Source organism: Streptomyces himalayensis subsp. himalayensis (assembly GCF_013778455.1).
GTDB classification, from domain to species: domain Bacteria; phylum Actinomycetota; class Actinomycetes; order Streptomycetales; family Streptomycetaceae; genus Streptomyces; species Streptomyces himalayensis.
Genome location: NZ_JACEHE010000004.1, coordinates 111,622 through 124,529 on the forward strand (window position 1 = coordinate 111,622; position 12,908 = coordinate 124,529).

Consider the following 12,908-nt stretch of genomic DNA (forward strand, 5'->3'; position numbering starts at 1 on the left):
GGTGACTGCGCGTACCTCCAGCATCGCACCGCGGCACGCCCGTGGGGAGGTGCGCCGCACACCGGGGGGTACGGATCAGGACAGTTCACGCATCCGGTTGATCTCGCTGGTCTGCTGTGCGATCACATCATTGGCCATCTCTTCGACCTGGATGTTGTTGCCCTGTGCGAGCACATCTGTGGCCATCGTGATCGCGCCGTCGTGGTGCGTGATCATCAGTTTGAGGAAGAGCTCGTCGAACGCCTTGCCCTTCGCCGCGCGCAACTCCTTCAGCTGCGCCTCCGTGGCCATGCCCGGCATTGCCGCATGATCATGCTCCTGCTGCTGCGGCTGTTCCGAACCGCCGTGGGTCTTCAGCCAGCCCTTCATGGCGTTGATCTCCGGCAGCTGGGCGGCGGAGATCCGGTCCGCGAGCCGTTCCACCTGCGACGACCCGGCGCGCGTCGGCACGAGGGCGGTCATCTCGAGGGCCTGGCTGTGGTGCACGATCATCATCTGCGCATAGGCGAAGTCGGCCGAGTTGGGGGAGTCGTCCGATCCCCTCTTCGCTGCGTCCGCGGCGGACAGCGTCTCGGCCGCCTCACCCGGCTTGCCGGGGGCTATGACGGAGGGACCGGCCGAGGGCTTCCCAGCGCCGTTCGCGGACCCGTCGTCGGAGTCGCAGCCGCCCAGTGCCATGACGGCCACCGTCAGAGAGATGGCGACGACGGCAGCGCGCAAGGGCGACATACGGCGGTAAAACACTGAAACCTCCTGTGGCGCAGGGTGAGTTGGGGGACCGAAGTCCGTCCTAGCACGCTTCCGAGCACTGGCGATCAAGAAATTTCGTTACGAGTACATTGCACTCTGTTGATCTGTGCATGATGAAGACGATACTGCGGGGGTGCCTGAACCGTTCATCCGTGAACGGCATCTAGGGAGGATGCAGTGACCCTGTTGAAGAACCCCCGAACCCGACGCAGACGCCTGGGAGTTGCCGCAGCCGCGGCAGGTCTCCTCGGCGCGCTGCTCACGGCCGGACCCGCGGCTGCGACGCCCGACCCCGGCGATGCCCCGGCCGCGCCTGAAAGGGTGTCGAAGAGCGAGGCCGCCGACGCCGAGGCGGCCATCGAGAGCGGGGAGATACCCGGGCAGGACGAGATCGTCCACTCCGCCAACATCGAACACCTCGTCAACATCCCCAAGGAGGCCCTGCCGGGCACGAATTCGGACCTGGCCTTCCAGGGCAACTACGCGTTCGCCGGCAACTACGACGGCTTCCGCATCTTCGACATCAGCAACCCGAAGGAACCGAAGTCGGTCTCCCAAGTGCTGTGCCCCGGCTCGCAGAACGACATCTCCGTGTCCGGGAACCTGCTCTTCCTCTCCACCGACTCCTCGCGCAGCGACAACTCCTGCAGCAGCACCACGCAGCCCGCGACCGAGAAGTCGTCCTGGGAGGGCATGAAGGTCTTCGACATCAGCGACAAGGCGAACCCGAAGTACGTCGCCGCCGTCGAGACCGCCTGCGGCTCGCACACCCACACGCTGGTTCCCGAGGGCAAGAACGTCTACGTCTACGTCTCCTCGTACTCGCCGAGCGCGACGTTCCCCGACTGCCAGCCGCCGCACGACGGCATCTCCGTCATCAAGGTGCCGCGCAGCGCGCCCGAGAAGGCCGCGATCGTCAACTTCCCCGTGCTCTTCCCGGGCGACGGCCCCGATGGCGGCGGCAACCCGGGCGCGCCCACCAACCCGGGCGTCTCCAAGACGACGGGCTGCCACGACATCACGGTCCTGCCCTCCAAGGACCTTGCTGCTGGTGCGTGCATGGGTGACGGCATCCTGTTCTCCATCGAGGATCCCGAGCACCCGAAGGTCATCGACCAGGTCCAGGACAACGTCAACTTCGCGTTCTGGCACTCGGCGACCTTCAACCAGACGACGGACAAGGTCGTCTTCACCGACGAGCTGGGCGGCGGCAGCGGAGCCACCTGCAACGCGGCCATCGGCCCGAACCGTGGCGCCAACGGCATCTACGACATCGTCGGCAAGGGCGACGAGAGCAAGCTGGTCTTCCGCAGCTACTACAAGATCCCGCGCCACCAGGCCGACACCGAGAACTGCGTGGCCCACAACGGCTCCATCATCCCCGTCAAGGGCAAGGACCTGATGGTCCAGGCCTGGTACCAGGGCGGCGTCTCGGTCTGGGACTTCACCGACTCGTCGAAGCCGAAGGAGATCGCCTACTTCGAGCGTGGGCCGCTCACCACGGACCGCATCGTCGTGGGTGGTTCCTGGTCGGCGTACTACTACAACGGCTACATCTACTCGAACGACATCGCCAAGGGCCTCGACGTCCTGAAGATCAGCGACAGGAGGACCGACCCTGCCAAGCGCGTCCGTCTCAGCGAGCTGAACGTCCAGACGCAGCCGGACTACTTCGACTGATCAAGTTTGACCGATCAGTCCGGCCAGTCAGTCCGACCGGGCGGATTCGACCGGTCAAGACGGTCGGCCGGCAGCTGATCAAGTCGAAGTGATCAGGTCGACTGGTCGACGGAATCCTGGCCGGCCGGGGACCGCCCCGTCACGATGATCGGGGCGAACTCCACGGCACGCGTCCCGCCGGGCGGCTCCTCGCCCGGCGGGACACCGAGCTCCCACTCCAGCCCGTACCGCTTGAACAGCTCTGCCCGCAGCGTCGCCATGGGCATCGGAGCCCCGGGCATCAGCTCCGCGAACACCGCGCCCATCAGCAGGGCACGCAGCACCGGATAGTCGTGGTCCACGTCCGTCGTCCCGTACCGCTGGACGGTGTCGCGCAGCAGTTCGGCGAGCCGCTGCTGCTCCGGGCACTGAATGAAGCCCTCCGCCTGCAGGATTCCCGCCATGTGGGACCGCATCAGCAACGGCCAGTCCTCGGCCAGCCCCAGAATCGCGTCGATGGCCCTGGCCATCCGCTCACGGCCGTCCTCGGTCCGCGGCTCCCGCTCGAGCGCATCCTGGAGCGTACGGTGCATCAGCCGGTGCACGGCCGACTGCAGCAACTGGCGCTTCCCGGGGAAGTAATACGACACCAGGCCCCGCGCCGCCCCGGCCCGGTCCGCGATGTCGCCGAGCGTCGTCGCCTCGTATCCGCGTTCGCTGACCAGCTCGACCGTCGCCTGCAGCAGTCGCTCCCGGGATCGTCGGCGCAATTCTTCATTGACCGATGCGCTGCGCGGGGACATCCTGTACTCCTGCGTTGACTGGCTCCGAGCCAGTATACTCGGAGAGTCCGAAAGCAGCCGTAAGCGGCCCTTTCGGGGTGGCTGTCCGCATGGGCGACGCGGGGGATCGTCCATGTGGACAGCGGCGCGTTCAGCCAGGTCGACATGGGCATCGCGGTGCGTTGCGCCCATGGTTCCAGTCTCGCGCGCCGGGCGGCGGGAGGTGTGTCCCTGAAACGGCGGCGGGTGCCAGGGCTCCTGGCCGGGAATCCCCTGTGCCACACCTCAGCCGATGAGGTCCAGCACTGGCCGTAGCCCGTCAGGCCGGTCCAGCGCAGGCAGATGCTCCACGAAGTGCACCGCGCAGCCGAGAGCGGCCGCACCACCGTCCGCACGCCGGTCGTCGCCGACCATGAGCGTGTCCTGTGGTGTGACGCCGAGTGCGTCGCAGGCCGTCGCGAACAGCCGCGGGTCCGGCTTCTGGATGCCGTGCTCGTACGACAGGACGTACGTGCCCACGTACGGGTCGAGGCCGTGTTCGCGGAAGATCGGCCGGAGATCCCAGCCGATGTTGCTGACCACTCCCACGGCGATCCCGCGACCGCGCAGCGCCTGGAGAACCTCGGCGGCGTCGGGATAGGGAGCCCATGCGGCGGGAGTCATATGGCGGTCATAGAGCGCGTCATGCAGCGCCGGGTCGGGCAACGGCACCTGGCGGGAGAGTCCGGTGTATGCGGCCCGGTGCAGTTCGGCGGTCCTGTCCCGGGTGGCCCATGCCTCCGCGAGGTGGTCGGGCACGTGCTGCGGAAACGACCCGCCGGCCAGGGCGCCGGCAGCCTCCAGGGCGGCGGCGGTGCGGAGCAACTCCGGCTCGGGAAGGACGATTCCCGCCTCGTCGAGCACGGCGCGCAACCACGATTCGCTGGACTCGATACGGAACAGGGTCCCGGAGAAGTCGAACAACACGCCTTTGATCGTCATGGGCCTGATCCTTCGCGCCCCTGCCTCATCCGGTCAAGGACGGCCGGAGCCGCGCACCTCCTGAGCGCGTCCATCGCGCCACGTCGTGTGCCGCCCGGTCTTCCCCGGCACGTCGTCTCCTTGCTGCATCACGTCCCCGTACGGCATGCCCCTCCTGTCCGGCATGACCCTCCCGTAGGACGTCACCGCGAGCGCCACCAGCAGGGACCCGAGCAACCAGCCGCCCAGTACGTCCGACGGCCAGTGCACACCCAGCCATACGCGGGTCAGCCCGACCCCGATGACGGAGAACACGGCGAGCACCACCGCCGCGCGCCACAGGGCCCGCCCCGCGCCGTAGAGCCGGACCAGCCACAGCAGCAGCCCGCACACGACCGTCGCCGTCATGGCATGGCCTGAGGGAAAGGCCGCGTAGTGGGCGGAGTCCACGGGGTCGGGCCACACGGGCCGTTCGCGTCCGACCGCCGCCTTGAGTGACTGCTGGATACATGTGCCGATTGCACATGTGGCTGCAACCCATAGGGCGAGCCACCATGCACGGTGCCGCCAGGCCAGCCACACAGCGGTGGCGGCGCACAGCGCACGCATTGTCCAGGGATCCCACACCCAGTCCGTCAGAATGCGGTTGACCTGCGTGAGCTCCGGTTCGGCGACCGCCCAGCGGTGCGTCGTGCGGGAGATGCCGCCGTCGAGGTCCACAAGGGGCCCCCACTGGAGCGTGACCAGCAGGACGAGCAGAACCGAGGGAACCGCAAGGGCCAGAGCGGCGCGCGCGGACCGGGTGTCGAGTGTGCGGTGTGTGCGGGCCGGATCCTGAAGCGGTGCAGGGTGCATGGAGTGATACTCGCCGACGGCCCGGCCCGAAGGCCAACTCCGGGGCATGTGGCCCGTGTCATCCCAGGGCGTGCAGGCCGGGCACGAACGTCACCAGCAGCGGCACGACGGGCACCAGGGCGGCGGCCGCGGTCAACTGCAGCCGGCGTCCGGCGGTCAGCCGAGCCGGGGGAGCGAGCAACCGGTGCACCCGCTGCGGCACATGCGCCTCCGGAGCTGGGCAAGGGCCGAAGACCCCCCGGTCCTCGTTCAGGCCGACCAGGGCAAGCGCGATCGTCAGCCGTCCGAAACGGCGCGACGCGACGTCGTCGGCCGCCAGTTCGACCAGCCAGTGCATCTCGTCCCGGAAGGCCGCGAAGACCGGTACCTGCGGAAAGCCGTTGGCCAGCGCGGCCGAGCAGTGAAGCAGCCAGTCGTGCCGGGCCTGCGCATGTCCCTGCTCGTGGGCGAGCACGGCATCCAACTGACGCCCCTTCAACCGGCGCAACGCTGCCGTGGTGATGACCAGCCGGGGCGCCGCACCCGGCAGCCACCAGGCGTCGGGGCGCTCGCCCTCCAGTACCACGAGCCGGTCACTGCCCGGCTCCTCGCCGGGCAGCAGCGGTGCACGGACGAGGAGTTCGGCCCGCCGCTTCCTGCGCCGCCCCCGCGCACGGGCGATCTCGCGGGTCAGCATCGCCGCGGTCCACACACCGCCGCAGGCGAGCAGTACGGCGATCGCCGCAGGCCAGGGACCGGTGGTGCCGGGGTTGTACGCGGCCACGACCGCGTGCGGCGCCGGGGCGAACACATGACCGCGCACCGCCTGCCAGGCGACAGCGGCGCTGAGCGTCATCGAGAGGGCGCAGCACAGCAGAACGGCCGCCACGACGCACTGCCACACCCACAACGCGACCACCGGTTCGCGTTCCGCCCAGTCGGACCGGGCGAGCAGCCGCGGGGCCATGACGGCGGTCAGGGCGCCGAGCAGCAGCAGTGCCGCGGGGACCATCATGAGCGCCAGCCTATTCAGGGGGCGGTGCCCGAGGGTATGGGCCGTCGCTGCAAGTGACGTATGCCACGGGCGGATCCGGGACCTGCCGGACCGGAGAACGGGTGTCAGAGCGTGAGCAGCATCGCGATCATGCCGATGCCCATGGACAGCCGGCACGCCCGGGCCAGCTCCGGCCGGTCGCCCCACGCGGCCGGCGCGGAACCACGGCCGCCGTGTCCCTCTCCCAAGCTCTCGGCTTCGCCCGAGAAGGAGGGACCTCCAGCCGCCGCCACGGGCACGAGCCGGACGCCCGCCCACAGCACGTATCCGGCGAAGTAGAGCAGCAGTACGCCCGTGAGCAGCGGAACACCCGCGCCGCCATGACCGGCGTGCCCCTCTGGTGCGGCGGCCATCACCGCCGCCATGTACACCATGGCGAACGCGCCCACCAGGTGGTGCAGATGGTGCGGGCTGGTACGGGCCGCCCACAGAGCGTGCAGCGCCGCGGCGCCGAACACCGCCGTATAGAGGAGCCACGTCCAGGGCGGCGGGGTCAGTGCGGCGGCGGGCACGCTCATCACGGCCATCCCGAAGCCCATGAGGGCTTCGCCGCCCGCCGCCCGGCGCTGATCCTCCACGCCGCTGCGCATGCGGAGCAGACAGTACGCCCCGGCCGCCGCACACAGCGCGACGAGCAGCCAGCCGGACGATGCCGGTCCGTGCACGGCGCACCTCCCCCGCTCGACGATGTCGGCGAGTAGATGCCCCCGGGCTGCGGGGGCGCATGCGAGCGCACGGGGGTATTGGGGGAGCACTCGGCATGGAGAGGGGGAGGGGAGGGGGCCGATCGGTTTTCGAATGTTTTTCTTGTGAAACACTTGCTAAACTTGTCTCCATGAGCAGCGCACCACCCCACCAGCCTCGACGTGTCCACCGGCTGCCGCTTGCCGGTGTCCTGCGCCTCGGCAAGGCGCCCGACATCTGGTTCAAGCGGGCCTGGAGCGTCGCGATCTCGGCAGCGATCCCGATCCTCACGCTGCTGGCGCTCGACCGGCTCGATCTCGCCATGTACACCATGGCCGGTTCGTTCTGTGCCCTCTACGCGCACAATCGCCCCTACGCCGCACGCGCGCGTGCCCTCTTCTGGGTCGTCGTCGGCATGGTCGCGGGGCTCGCCGTCGCCCTGGTCACCGCCTCGCTCACAAGTTCCGCGGTGGTGCTGGTGACCGTCGGAGCGGTACTCGCCGCCGCGCAGAAGATCCTCTGCGATGCGACGCGTCTCGGCCCGCCCGGCTCGGTGATCTTCACTTTCATCACCTCCGCCTCGCTGTTCGCTCCGCAGACGCTCGGACAGGTGCCCGGCCATCTCGCGCTGGCAGCCGGTGCCGGCGTCGTCTCCTGGCTGATCGGCATGGCACCCGCCCTGGTCCGGCCGCACGGCCCCGAGCGCCGCGCCACCGCCGACGCCCTGAATGCCGCAGCCGCCTACGTCGGCACCCAGGGCACCGCCGCCGGGCATGAACGCGCCCGGAGCGCAGGTGCCGCCGCCATCCACGCGGCCTGGGAGTCGCTGATGGCCACCGGCGAGCGCACCGCGGCGCGGCGCGCCCTCGAACTCCTCGTCGTCCGCGCCGAGGTCGCCCTGGCCGCCCCCACGGCCACGGACGCCGTACAGCTGCGCGCCTGGGCCAGGGCACTGCGCGGCAGCGGCGCGGTACCCCGCCCCCCGGTCACGATCGGCGCCGCCGACGAACTCCTCGGCGTCGACGCCGAGGCCGCGGGCGCGAAGCCCTCGCTGTGGCGCCGCATCGGCCCCGGCTCGCCGCTACTGCCCATCGCCCTGCGCTGCGCCATCGGCTGCGCCGTCGCCGGATATGCGTCACTCGCCCTCGGCGTCGGCCGCCCGTACTGGGCCATCGTCACCGCGGCCTCCCTCTACCAGGCCAACGTCACGCTGTCCTGGAAGCGGGGCGTGCAGCGCGTCGTCGGCAATCTCGTCGGCGTGCTGCTGTTCGCGGCGATCGTGCCGGTCGCCCACCTCGGCCAGGCGGCGCTCGTCGTCTGCTTCCTGGTCGTCAGCTGGGTCGTCGAGTGGCTGATGGGCCGCAACTACTGGCTCGGCAGCGCGTTCGTGACGCCCATGGCACTGCTCATCACCGAGTTCGCGCAGTTCCAGCAGACCGGCGAACTGGTCGTCGACCGAGTCGTGGACACGCTGGTCGGCGCCCTGGTCGGCATGGCCGCCGCCATCGCCGTCACGAACCGGCGCGCCGCCGACCAGATCGAGCGCGCCCTGACAGCCACCGACAGCGCCCGCGAACATGCCGAGCGCATCCTGGCCGACCCCCACCCCGCGCCCGGCGCCCTGGAAACAGCCCGCCGAGCTCTCGCCGCAGCGGTCGTCGCCCTGCGCGACGCAGCCGACGCCGCCGCAGGAGAATGGTGGCAGCGCGCGCTGCCCATGGAGAAGGTGGTCCTCGCCGAGCAGGCCGGACACCGTACGCTTGCCGCCTTGGTACGGCGGCAGGGCCTGCACGCATCGGAAGGTGCACGGACATGACGACACCGAACCGCCGTACGGCGGCCGACGACACCGTCGCCGTGGTGGTGCGGCAGTGGCAGGCCGTCCATCCCGGCACGGACACCGGACCCATGGAGATCATCGGCCGCATCAACCGCTGTGCGGCACTGCTGCAGCAGGCCGAGGACGCGCCACTGCGGCGGGCCGGACTCACCCGCCCCGAGTTCGACCTCCTCGGCGCACTGCGCCGTACGGGCCGCGACCTGACGCCGAGCGGGCTCGCACGCGAGACCTTCTCCTCCGGTGCCGCCGTCACCAAGCGCCTCAAGCAGCTCCAGGAGCGCGGTCTCATCGAGCGGCACGGCGACGTCCGCGACCGGCGCGTCGCCCATGTGACGCTGACGGACGCGGGTCGCGACCTGGTCGACTCGATCCTCCCCGTGCAGCTCGGCTACGAGAAGGACGTCCTCTCCGGCCTCGACCCCGCGGACCAGCGGGAGCTGAGCGCCCGCCTGGGAGAGCTGCTCCGCCGCTTGGAGGGGGGCACTGGGCGGGCCCCGGGCCTAGGCCCAGGGCCCTAGGCCCGGCGCCACAGAAGGACTGGTGCCGGGGCCGGTGCCTGAGGCCTGCCGGGGCGTGAAGCCGAACCGAGCGGCCCGAGGGGTCAGATGCCCGGACGGCAGCGGATCGGGTGATCGGCGGGGACTTCGACGATGCAGATCCTGATGCCGTCGGGGTCGGCGATCCACATCTCGATCAACCCCCACGGCTCCTTCTGTGGCGGCCGCAGCACGTCGACGCCGCGCTCCTTGAGCTGGTCGTGGGCCGCGGCCGCGTCCGCGACCTGCATCCACAGTTCCATTCCGGGGGACGGCGGGGAATCGGAGCGGCCCGAGACCTCGAGGAAACCGCCGCCGAGGAAGTAGACCGTGCCGCGCTCGGGCCCCGTGCCGAACTCGCGGTAGACGCCCAGACCCAGCTGCTCGCCGTAGAAGGCCCGTGAACGCTCGGGATCGGTCGGCCGCAGCAGGATCCTGCTGCTCAGTACGTGCACCATACCGACGCACCCTAGCCGCCGCGTTAGGCTCAACGGAGCCCCGGCAGCACCAGAGATCGGAGAACCGCCCCATGGAGACCGCCCCGCGCCCCGACACCGGCGACCTCGTCTTCAGGGCGGCCATCGACGCCGACGTGGACGCGCTCGTCGCGCTCATCGAATCGGCGTACCGCGGGGACTCCAGCCGCGGCGGCTGGACGACCGAGGCGGACATCCTCGAAGGTCAGCGCACCGACCCTGAGGGCGTCCTCGCCGTCATCAAGTCGCCCGACAGCCGGCTGCTGACCGTCGAGCGCGACGGCGCGATCATCGCCTGCTGCCAGCTGGAGCACCGGGGTGCGAGCGCCTACTTCGGGATGTTCGCCGTCCGGCCCGATCTGCAGGGCGGCGGGCTGGGCAAGGTGATCATCGCCGAGGCGGAGCGGACCGCGCGCGAGGAGTGGGGCGCGACCGAGATGCAGATGACGGTGATCTCGGTGCGCGAGGACCTCGTAGCCTGGTACGAGCGGCGCGGCTACCGCCGTACGGGTGAGATGACGCCCTTCCCGTACGGCGACGAGCGGTTCGGCATCCCCCAGCGCCCGGACCTGCAGTTCGAACTGCTGGTCAAGCCGCTCGGCTGACCCTCATGCGGTGACCCGGCCGGTTCCCTCGGCCGCCACGGGGTGAACCGCGCCCGGTGCTCACGCGGTGAACCGGCCCGTGCGCTTGATCTCCGGGTAGTCGGTGGTCGCCCCGTCCAGCTCGAGGGCGCGCACCAGCCGCAGATGCTCCTGGGTGTTCACGACCCAGCCGATGATCCTCAGGTCGGCCTTGCGCGCGCGCTCCACGATCTCCAGGGTGAGGCGGCGGATGTTCAGCACGAGCGCGGCGGCACCGACCGCCGTGGCCCGCTCCACGACGTCGGTGCCGTAGCGGCTGGCGACGAGCGCCGTCCGTACGCCGGGGACGAGACGCGAGATCTCGGCGATGGCCTCGTCGTGGAACGACAGCACCTCGACCCGCGAGACGAGATCGCGCCGGTGCATGACCTCTGCCAGTGCGCGGGCCGCGGCCACGTCCTTGATCTCTGCCTGCAGCGGTGACTTGACCGCGTCCAGCACCTCTTCGAAAACGGGGATACGCTCGCCGCCGCCCGCGTCCAGGGCGCGCAGCTCGTCGAGGGTCTTCTCGGCGATCGGCCCCTTGCCGTCGGTCGTACGGTCCACGTCGGCGTCGTGCATCACCACGAGCGCGCCGTCCTTGCTGAGATGCAGATCGAGTTCGATCAGGTCGAGGCCCGCGTGTTCCGCGGCGATGAAGGAACGAAGGGTGTTCTCGGGCTCGACACCCATGATTCCGCGATGACCGATGGTGAGGAAGTTCAAGGTGGACTCCGCTTCCGTCGACGGCGGCTCGGCTCCCGCGCGGCACCGTGCCCCCGCTCCATCGCAGCTCGGGGTAGGGGGCGCCGCGCGGCCAGATCGCAGCCTAACGGCCCGCCTCCGCGATGGAACCGTTCCGACGCGGGTCGGTGGAAGCGTTCGCTCTGGTGCCGACGACCCCCAGGACGATCGCGGTGATGGCGGCGGCGACGAGGACGGTGCGGGTGCTCATGACTGCCGGGCTCCAAGGGTGTGAGGGGAGGGACGCGGCCTGTCCTACCGGCCGGCGCGCCACCGCCGCGTACCCGTCACTCCTGCGTGGGCGCGTCCTGAAAAGGGTTGACGGCCGCCGGATCTGCTCGAATCGGAGGACTGCCCTGGACCCTCGGGCGCCGCGGAGATCATTCCGTCGAATCTGTCACAAATTGCCTCCTGTGACGCGGTGTCACAGAAAAAAGAGCGGTGTGGGCAGGGGATCGCCGGAGGATCTACGGAACTCTCGCCTTGTGAGGCAAAGCGCTTACACATATGGTGTGCCTACGCGAGGTTCTCCCGTGGAGGATGGGTTATGACGGAAATTCTTGTGCAGGCGGTCGTGGAGGGGAAGGATCCTTCCATGGGCAGGGTGGTGGAGCACCCGGCTTGGCCCGTGATCAAGGATGCCGTGGAAGAGATACGGCCCTGGCAGGCCAAGGACGGTTCGATCGACTTCGCGGCCGACGGTGCGCCGTCGAAGTTCGTGGCCGAACTCGCCGTGGACCGCGTGGTGTCGGCCATCGAGCAGCTCGCGCCGCTTCTGCCGCACGACGCCGAGTATCACCACGCCCTGGTCAAGGATCTGCGCCGCTGGGCCGAGGGCGGCTTCCAGGTCCCGGACTTCCTGGACTCGCTGCTCGCGTTCCAGCCGGCCGCGCACCGCGAGCACGGGCTGCAGCACCTCGTGGTCTTCCCGATGTACACGCAGAACGGCAACCCGGACCGCAACCTCGAAGCGGTCGTGCTGCGCATGGTGTGGCCGGACTGGCTCGCCGAGCTGGAGCGCACGCGCTACGACAACCCGCTCTTCTGCGGCATCACGTTCGAGGACTTCACCTCCGGCTACGACACCAACTCCGCGGTGCTCTTCCCGGAGACCATCGCCGTGCGCGAGGCGCCCGAGCGCTTCACCTGGGGCGGCATATTCTGCGACCGCGAGGCGGCCCGCTTCCGCCGCGTCACCGGCGCCGCGGTCGACATCCTGGGTCTCGACCTGCCCGACGACATCCGCGACATGGTCGCCGATCAGGACCGCTGCCAGCAGGCGTTCGTCCTGTGGGACATGGTCCACGACCGCACCCACAGCCACGGCGATCTGCCCTTCGACCCGTTCATGATCAAGCAGCGCCAGCCGTTCTGGATGTACGGCCTGGAGGAGCTGCGCTGCGACCTCACCGCCTTCAAGGAGGCCGTGAAGCTCGAGGCCGACGGCTTCTCGCAGGGCCGGGACGTGCAGTACGCGGTGCTGTTCGACCGTATGTTCCGCTTCCCCGTCACCGGCGAGCGCGTACGCAACTACGACGGCCTCGGCGGCCAGCTGCTCTTCGCGTACCTGCACAAGCACGACGTGGTGCGCTGGACGGACAACAAGCTGCACATCGACTGGGACCGCGCCCCGCAGGTCACCAACCAGCTGTGCGCCGAGATCGAGAAGCTCTACCGCGACGGAATCGACCGGCCGAAGCTGGTCCACTGGTTCGCCGGATACGAGCTGGTGTCCCGCTACCTCGCCCCGCACCCCGGATCGCGCTGGGCCAAGGGCCCCGACGCCCTTGACCTGACGCAGCCGCCGCGCAAACTCGTGGATGACGTGCTTCCGGACGAGTTTCCGCTCAGCATGTTCTATGAGGCGCTCTCCAAGAAGCTGAAGGACGTGATCGCCTCCACCAAGGGGATCACGGCGGACAGCGCCGAGCGGGTCGCCGCGTGAGCGATCACGTCCACAACACTG

The 12,908-nt window shown here is 69.7% G+C and carries 14 protein-coding genes; 5 read left to right on the forward strand and 9 right to left on the reverse strand.

The genetic code is table 11. From position 1 onward, the window contains the following. Positions 1-75: 75 nt before the first annotated feature. Positions 76-744, reverse strand: coding sequence for a DUF305 domain-containing protein (locus H1D24_RS08785; protein WP_374064189.1), 669 nt, complete (start codon positions 742-744; stop codon positions 76-78). A gap of 183 nt (positions 745-927) precedes the next feature. On the opposite strand from H1D24_RS08785, the gene H1D24_RS08790 reads away from it, so the two are divergent. Further along, positions 928-2,430, forward strand: a complete 1,503-nt coding sequence (locus tag H1D24_RS08790) for an LVIVD repeat-containing protein (protein WP_181656849.1) — start codon at positions 928-930, stop codon at positions 2,428-2,430. A gap of 92 nt (positions 2,431-2,522) precedes the next feature. Here H1D24_RS08790 and H1D24_RS08795 read toward each other — a convergent pair whose 3' ends face one another. The 5 genes from H1D24_RS08795 to H1D24_RS08815 form a co-directional block, all read right to left on the reverse strand. Continuing rightward, positions 2,523-3,212 carry a TetR/AcrR family transcriptional regulator gene (locus tag H1D24_RS08795; protein ID WP_181656850.1) on the reverse strand — a complete coding sequence of 230 codons (690 nt, stop codon included), beginning with the start codon at positions 3,210-3,212 and terminating at the stop codon, positions 2,523-2,525. Positions 3,213-3,476: 264 nt separating this feature from the next. Then, on the reverse strand, positions 3,477-4,172 hold the full coding sequence (locus tag H1D24_RS08800) for an HAD family hydrolase (protein ID WP_181656851.1): 696 nt from the start codon (positions 4,170-4,172) through the stop codon (positions 3,477-3,479). A 33-nt stretch (positions 4,173-4,205) separates the two neighbouring features. Further along, positions 4,206-5,006, reverse strand: coding sequence for a phosphatase PAP2 family protein (locus H1D24_RS08805; RefSeq protein ID WP_181656852.1), 801 nt, complete (start codon positions 5,004-5,006; stop codon positions 4,206-4,208). Positions 5,007-5,064: 58 nt separating this feature from the next. Further along, complete coding sequence (locus H1D24_RS08810) at positions 5,065-6,000, reverse strand: M56 family metallopeptidase (RefSeq protein ID WP_181656853.1); 936 nt, start codon at positions 5,998-6,000, stop codon at positions 5,065-5,067. A 104-nt stretch (positions 6,001-6,104) separates the two neighbouring features. Beyond that, the gene (locus tag H1D24_RS08815) at positions 6,105-6,704 is read right to left on the reverse strand and encodes a DUF5134 domain-containing protein (protein ID WP_181656854.1); all 600 of its coding nucleotides are present in this window, start codon (positions 6,702-6,704) and stop codon (positions 6,105-6,107) included. 170 nt (positions 6,705-6,874) lie between these two features. Here H1D24_RS08815 and H1D24_RS08820 point away from each other — a divergent pair, with 170 nt between their 5' ends. Then, positions 6,875-8,539 carry an FUSC family protein gene (locus tag H1D24_RS08820; RefSeq protein WP_181656855.1) on the forward strand — a complete coding sequence of 555 codons (1,665 nt, stop codon included), beginning with the start codon at positions 6,875-6,877 and terminating at the stop codon, positions 8,537-8,539. Next, the gene (locus H1D24_RS08825) at positions 8,536-9,081 is read left to right on the forward strand and encodes a MarR family winged helix-turn-helix transcriptional regulator (RefSeq protein ID WP_181657108.1); all 546 of its coding nucleotides are present in this window, start codon (positions 8,536-8,538) and stop codon (positions 9,079-9,081) included. The genes H1D24_RS08820 and H1D24_RS08825 overlap by 4 nt, the downstream gene beginning before the upstream one ends. Before the next feature lie 83 nt (positions 9,082-9,164). Here the strand turns inward: H1D24_RS08825 and H1D24_RS08830 are convergent, their stop codons facing one another. After that, positions 9,165-9,557, reverse strand: coding sequence for a VOC family protein (locus tag H1D24_RS08830; RefSeq protein ID WP_181656856.1), 393 nt, complete (start codon positions 9,555-9,557; stop codon positions 9,165-9,167). Positions 9,558-9,628: 71 nt separating this feature from the next. On the opposite strand from H1D24_RS08830, the gene H1D24_RS08835 reads away from it, so the two are divergent. Next, the gene (locus H1D24_RS08835; protein WP_181656857.1) at positions 9,629-10,180 is read left to right on the forward strand and encodes a GNAT family N-acetyltransferase; all 552 of its coding nucleotides are present in this window, start codon (positions 9,629-9,631) and stop codon (positions 10,178-10,180) included. 60 nt (positions 10,181-10,240) lie between these two features. Here H1D24_RS08835 and H1D24_RS08840 read toward each other — a convergent pair whose 3' ends face one another. Both H1D24_RS08840 and H1D24_RS42230 read right to left on the reverse strand, forming a co-directional pair. Further along, the gene (locus tag H1D24_RS08840; RefSeq protein ID WP_181656858.1) at positions 10,241-10,924 is read right to left on the reverse strand and encodes a glycerophosphodiester phosphodiesterase; all 684 of its coding nucleotides are present in this window, start codon (positions 10,922-10,924) and stop codon (positions 10,241-10,243) included. 103 nt (positions 10,925-11,027) lie between these two features. Continuing rightward, on the reverse strand, positions 11,028-11,153 hold the full coding sequence (locus tag H1D24_RS42230; RefSeq protein ID WP_258563950.1) for a hypothetical protein: 126 nt from the start codon (positions 11,151-11,153) through the stop codon (positions 11,028-11,030). Positions 11,154-11,489: 336 nt separating this feature from the next. Here H1D24_RS42230 and H1D24_RS08845 point away from each other — a divergent pair, with 336 nt between their 5' ends. Further along, complete coding sequence (locus tag H1D24_RS08845; protein ID WP_181656859.1) at positions 11,490-12,887, forward strand: DUF6421 family protein; 1,398 nt, start codon at positions 11,490-11,492, stop codon at positions 12,885-12,887. Positions 12,888-12,908: the final 21 nt, after the last annotated feature.

Excerpts from the sequence above, each read along its gene's own strand:
- H1D24_RS08830 (WP_181656856.1), bottom strand. The coding sequence starts at position 9,557 with ATGGTGCACGTACTGAGCAGCAGGATCCTGCTGCGGCCGACCGATCCC.
- H1D24_RS08810 (WP_181656853.1), bottom strand. The coding sequence starts at position 6,000 with ATGATGGTCCCCGCGGCACTGCTGCTGCTCGGCGCCCTGACCGCCGTC.
- H1D24_RS08845 (WP_181656859.1), top strand. The coding sequence starts at position 11,490 with ATGACGGAAATTCTTGTGCAGGCGGTCGTGGAGGGGAAGGATCCTTCC.
- H1D24_RS08795 (WP_181656850.1), bottom strand. The coding sequence starts at position 3,212 with ATGTCCCCGCGCAGCGCATCGGTCAATGAAGAATTGCGCCGACGATCC.
- H1D24_RS08835 (WP_181656857.1), top strand. The coding sequence starts at position 9,629 with ATGGAGACCGCCCCGCGCCCCGACACCGGCGACCTCGTCTTCAGGGCG.
- H1D24_RS08800 (WP_181656851.1), bottom strand. The coding sequence starts at position 4,172 with ATGACGATCAAAGGCGTGTTGTTCGACTTCTCCGGGACCCTGTTCCGT.
- H1D24_RS08825 (WP_181657108.1), top strand. The coding sequence starts at position 8,536 with ATGACGACACCGAACCGCCGTACGGCGGCCGACGACACCGTCGCCGTG.
- H1D24_RS08805 (WP_181656852.1), bottom strand. The coding sequence starts at position 5,006 with ATGCACCCTGCACCGCTTCAGGATCCGGCCCGCACACACCGCACACTC.
- H1D24_RS42230 (WP_258563950.1), bottom strand. The coding sequence starts at position 11,153 with ATGAGCACCCGCACCGTCCTCGTCGCCGCCGCCATCACCGCGATCGTC.
- H1D24_RS08820 (WP_181656855.1), top strand. The coding sequence starts at position 6,875 with ATGAGCAGCGCACCACCCCACCAGCCTCGACGTGTCCACCGGCTGCCG.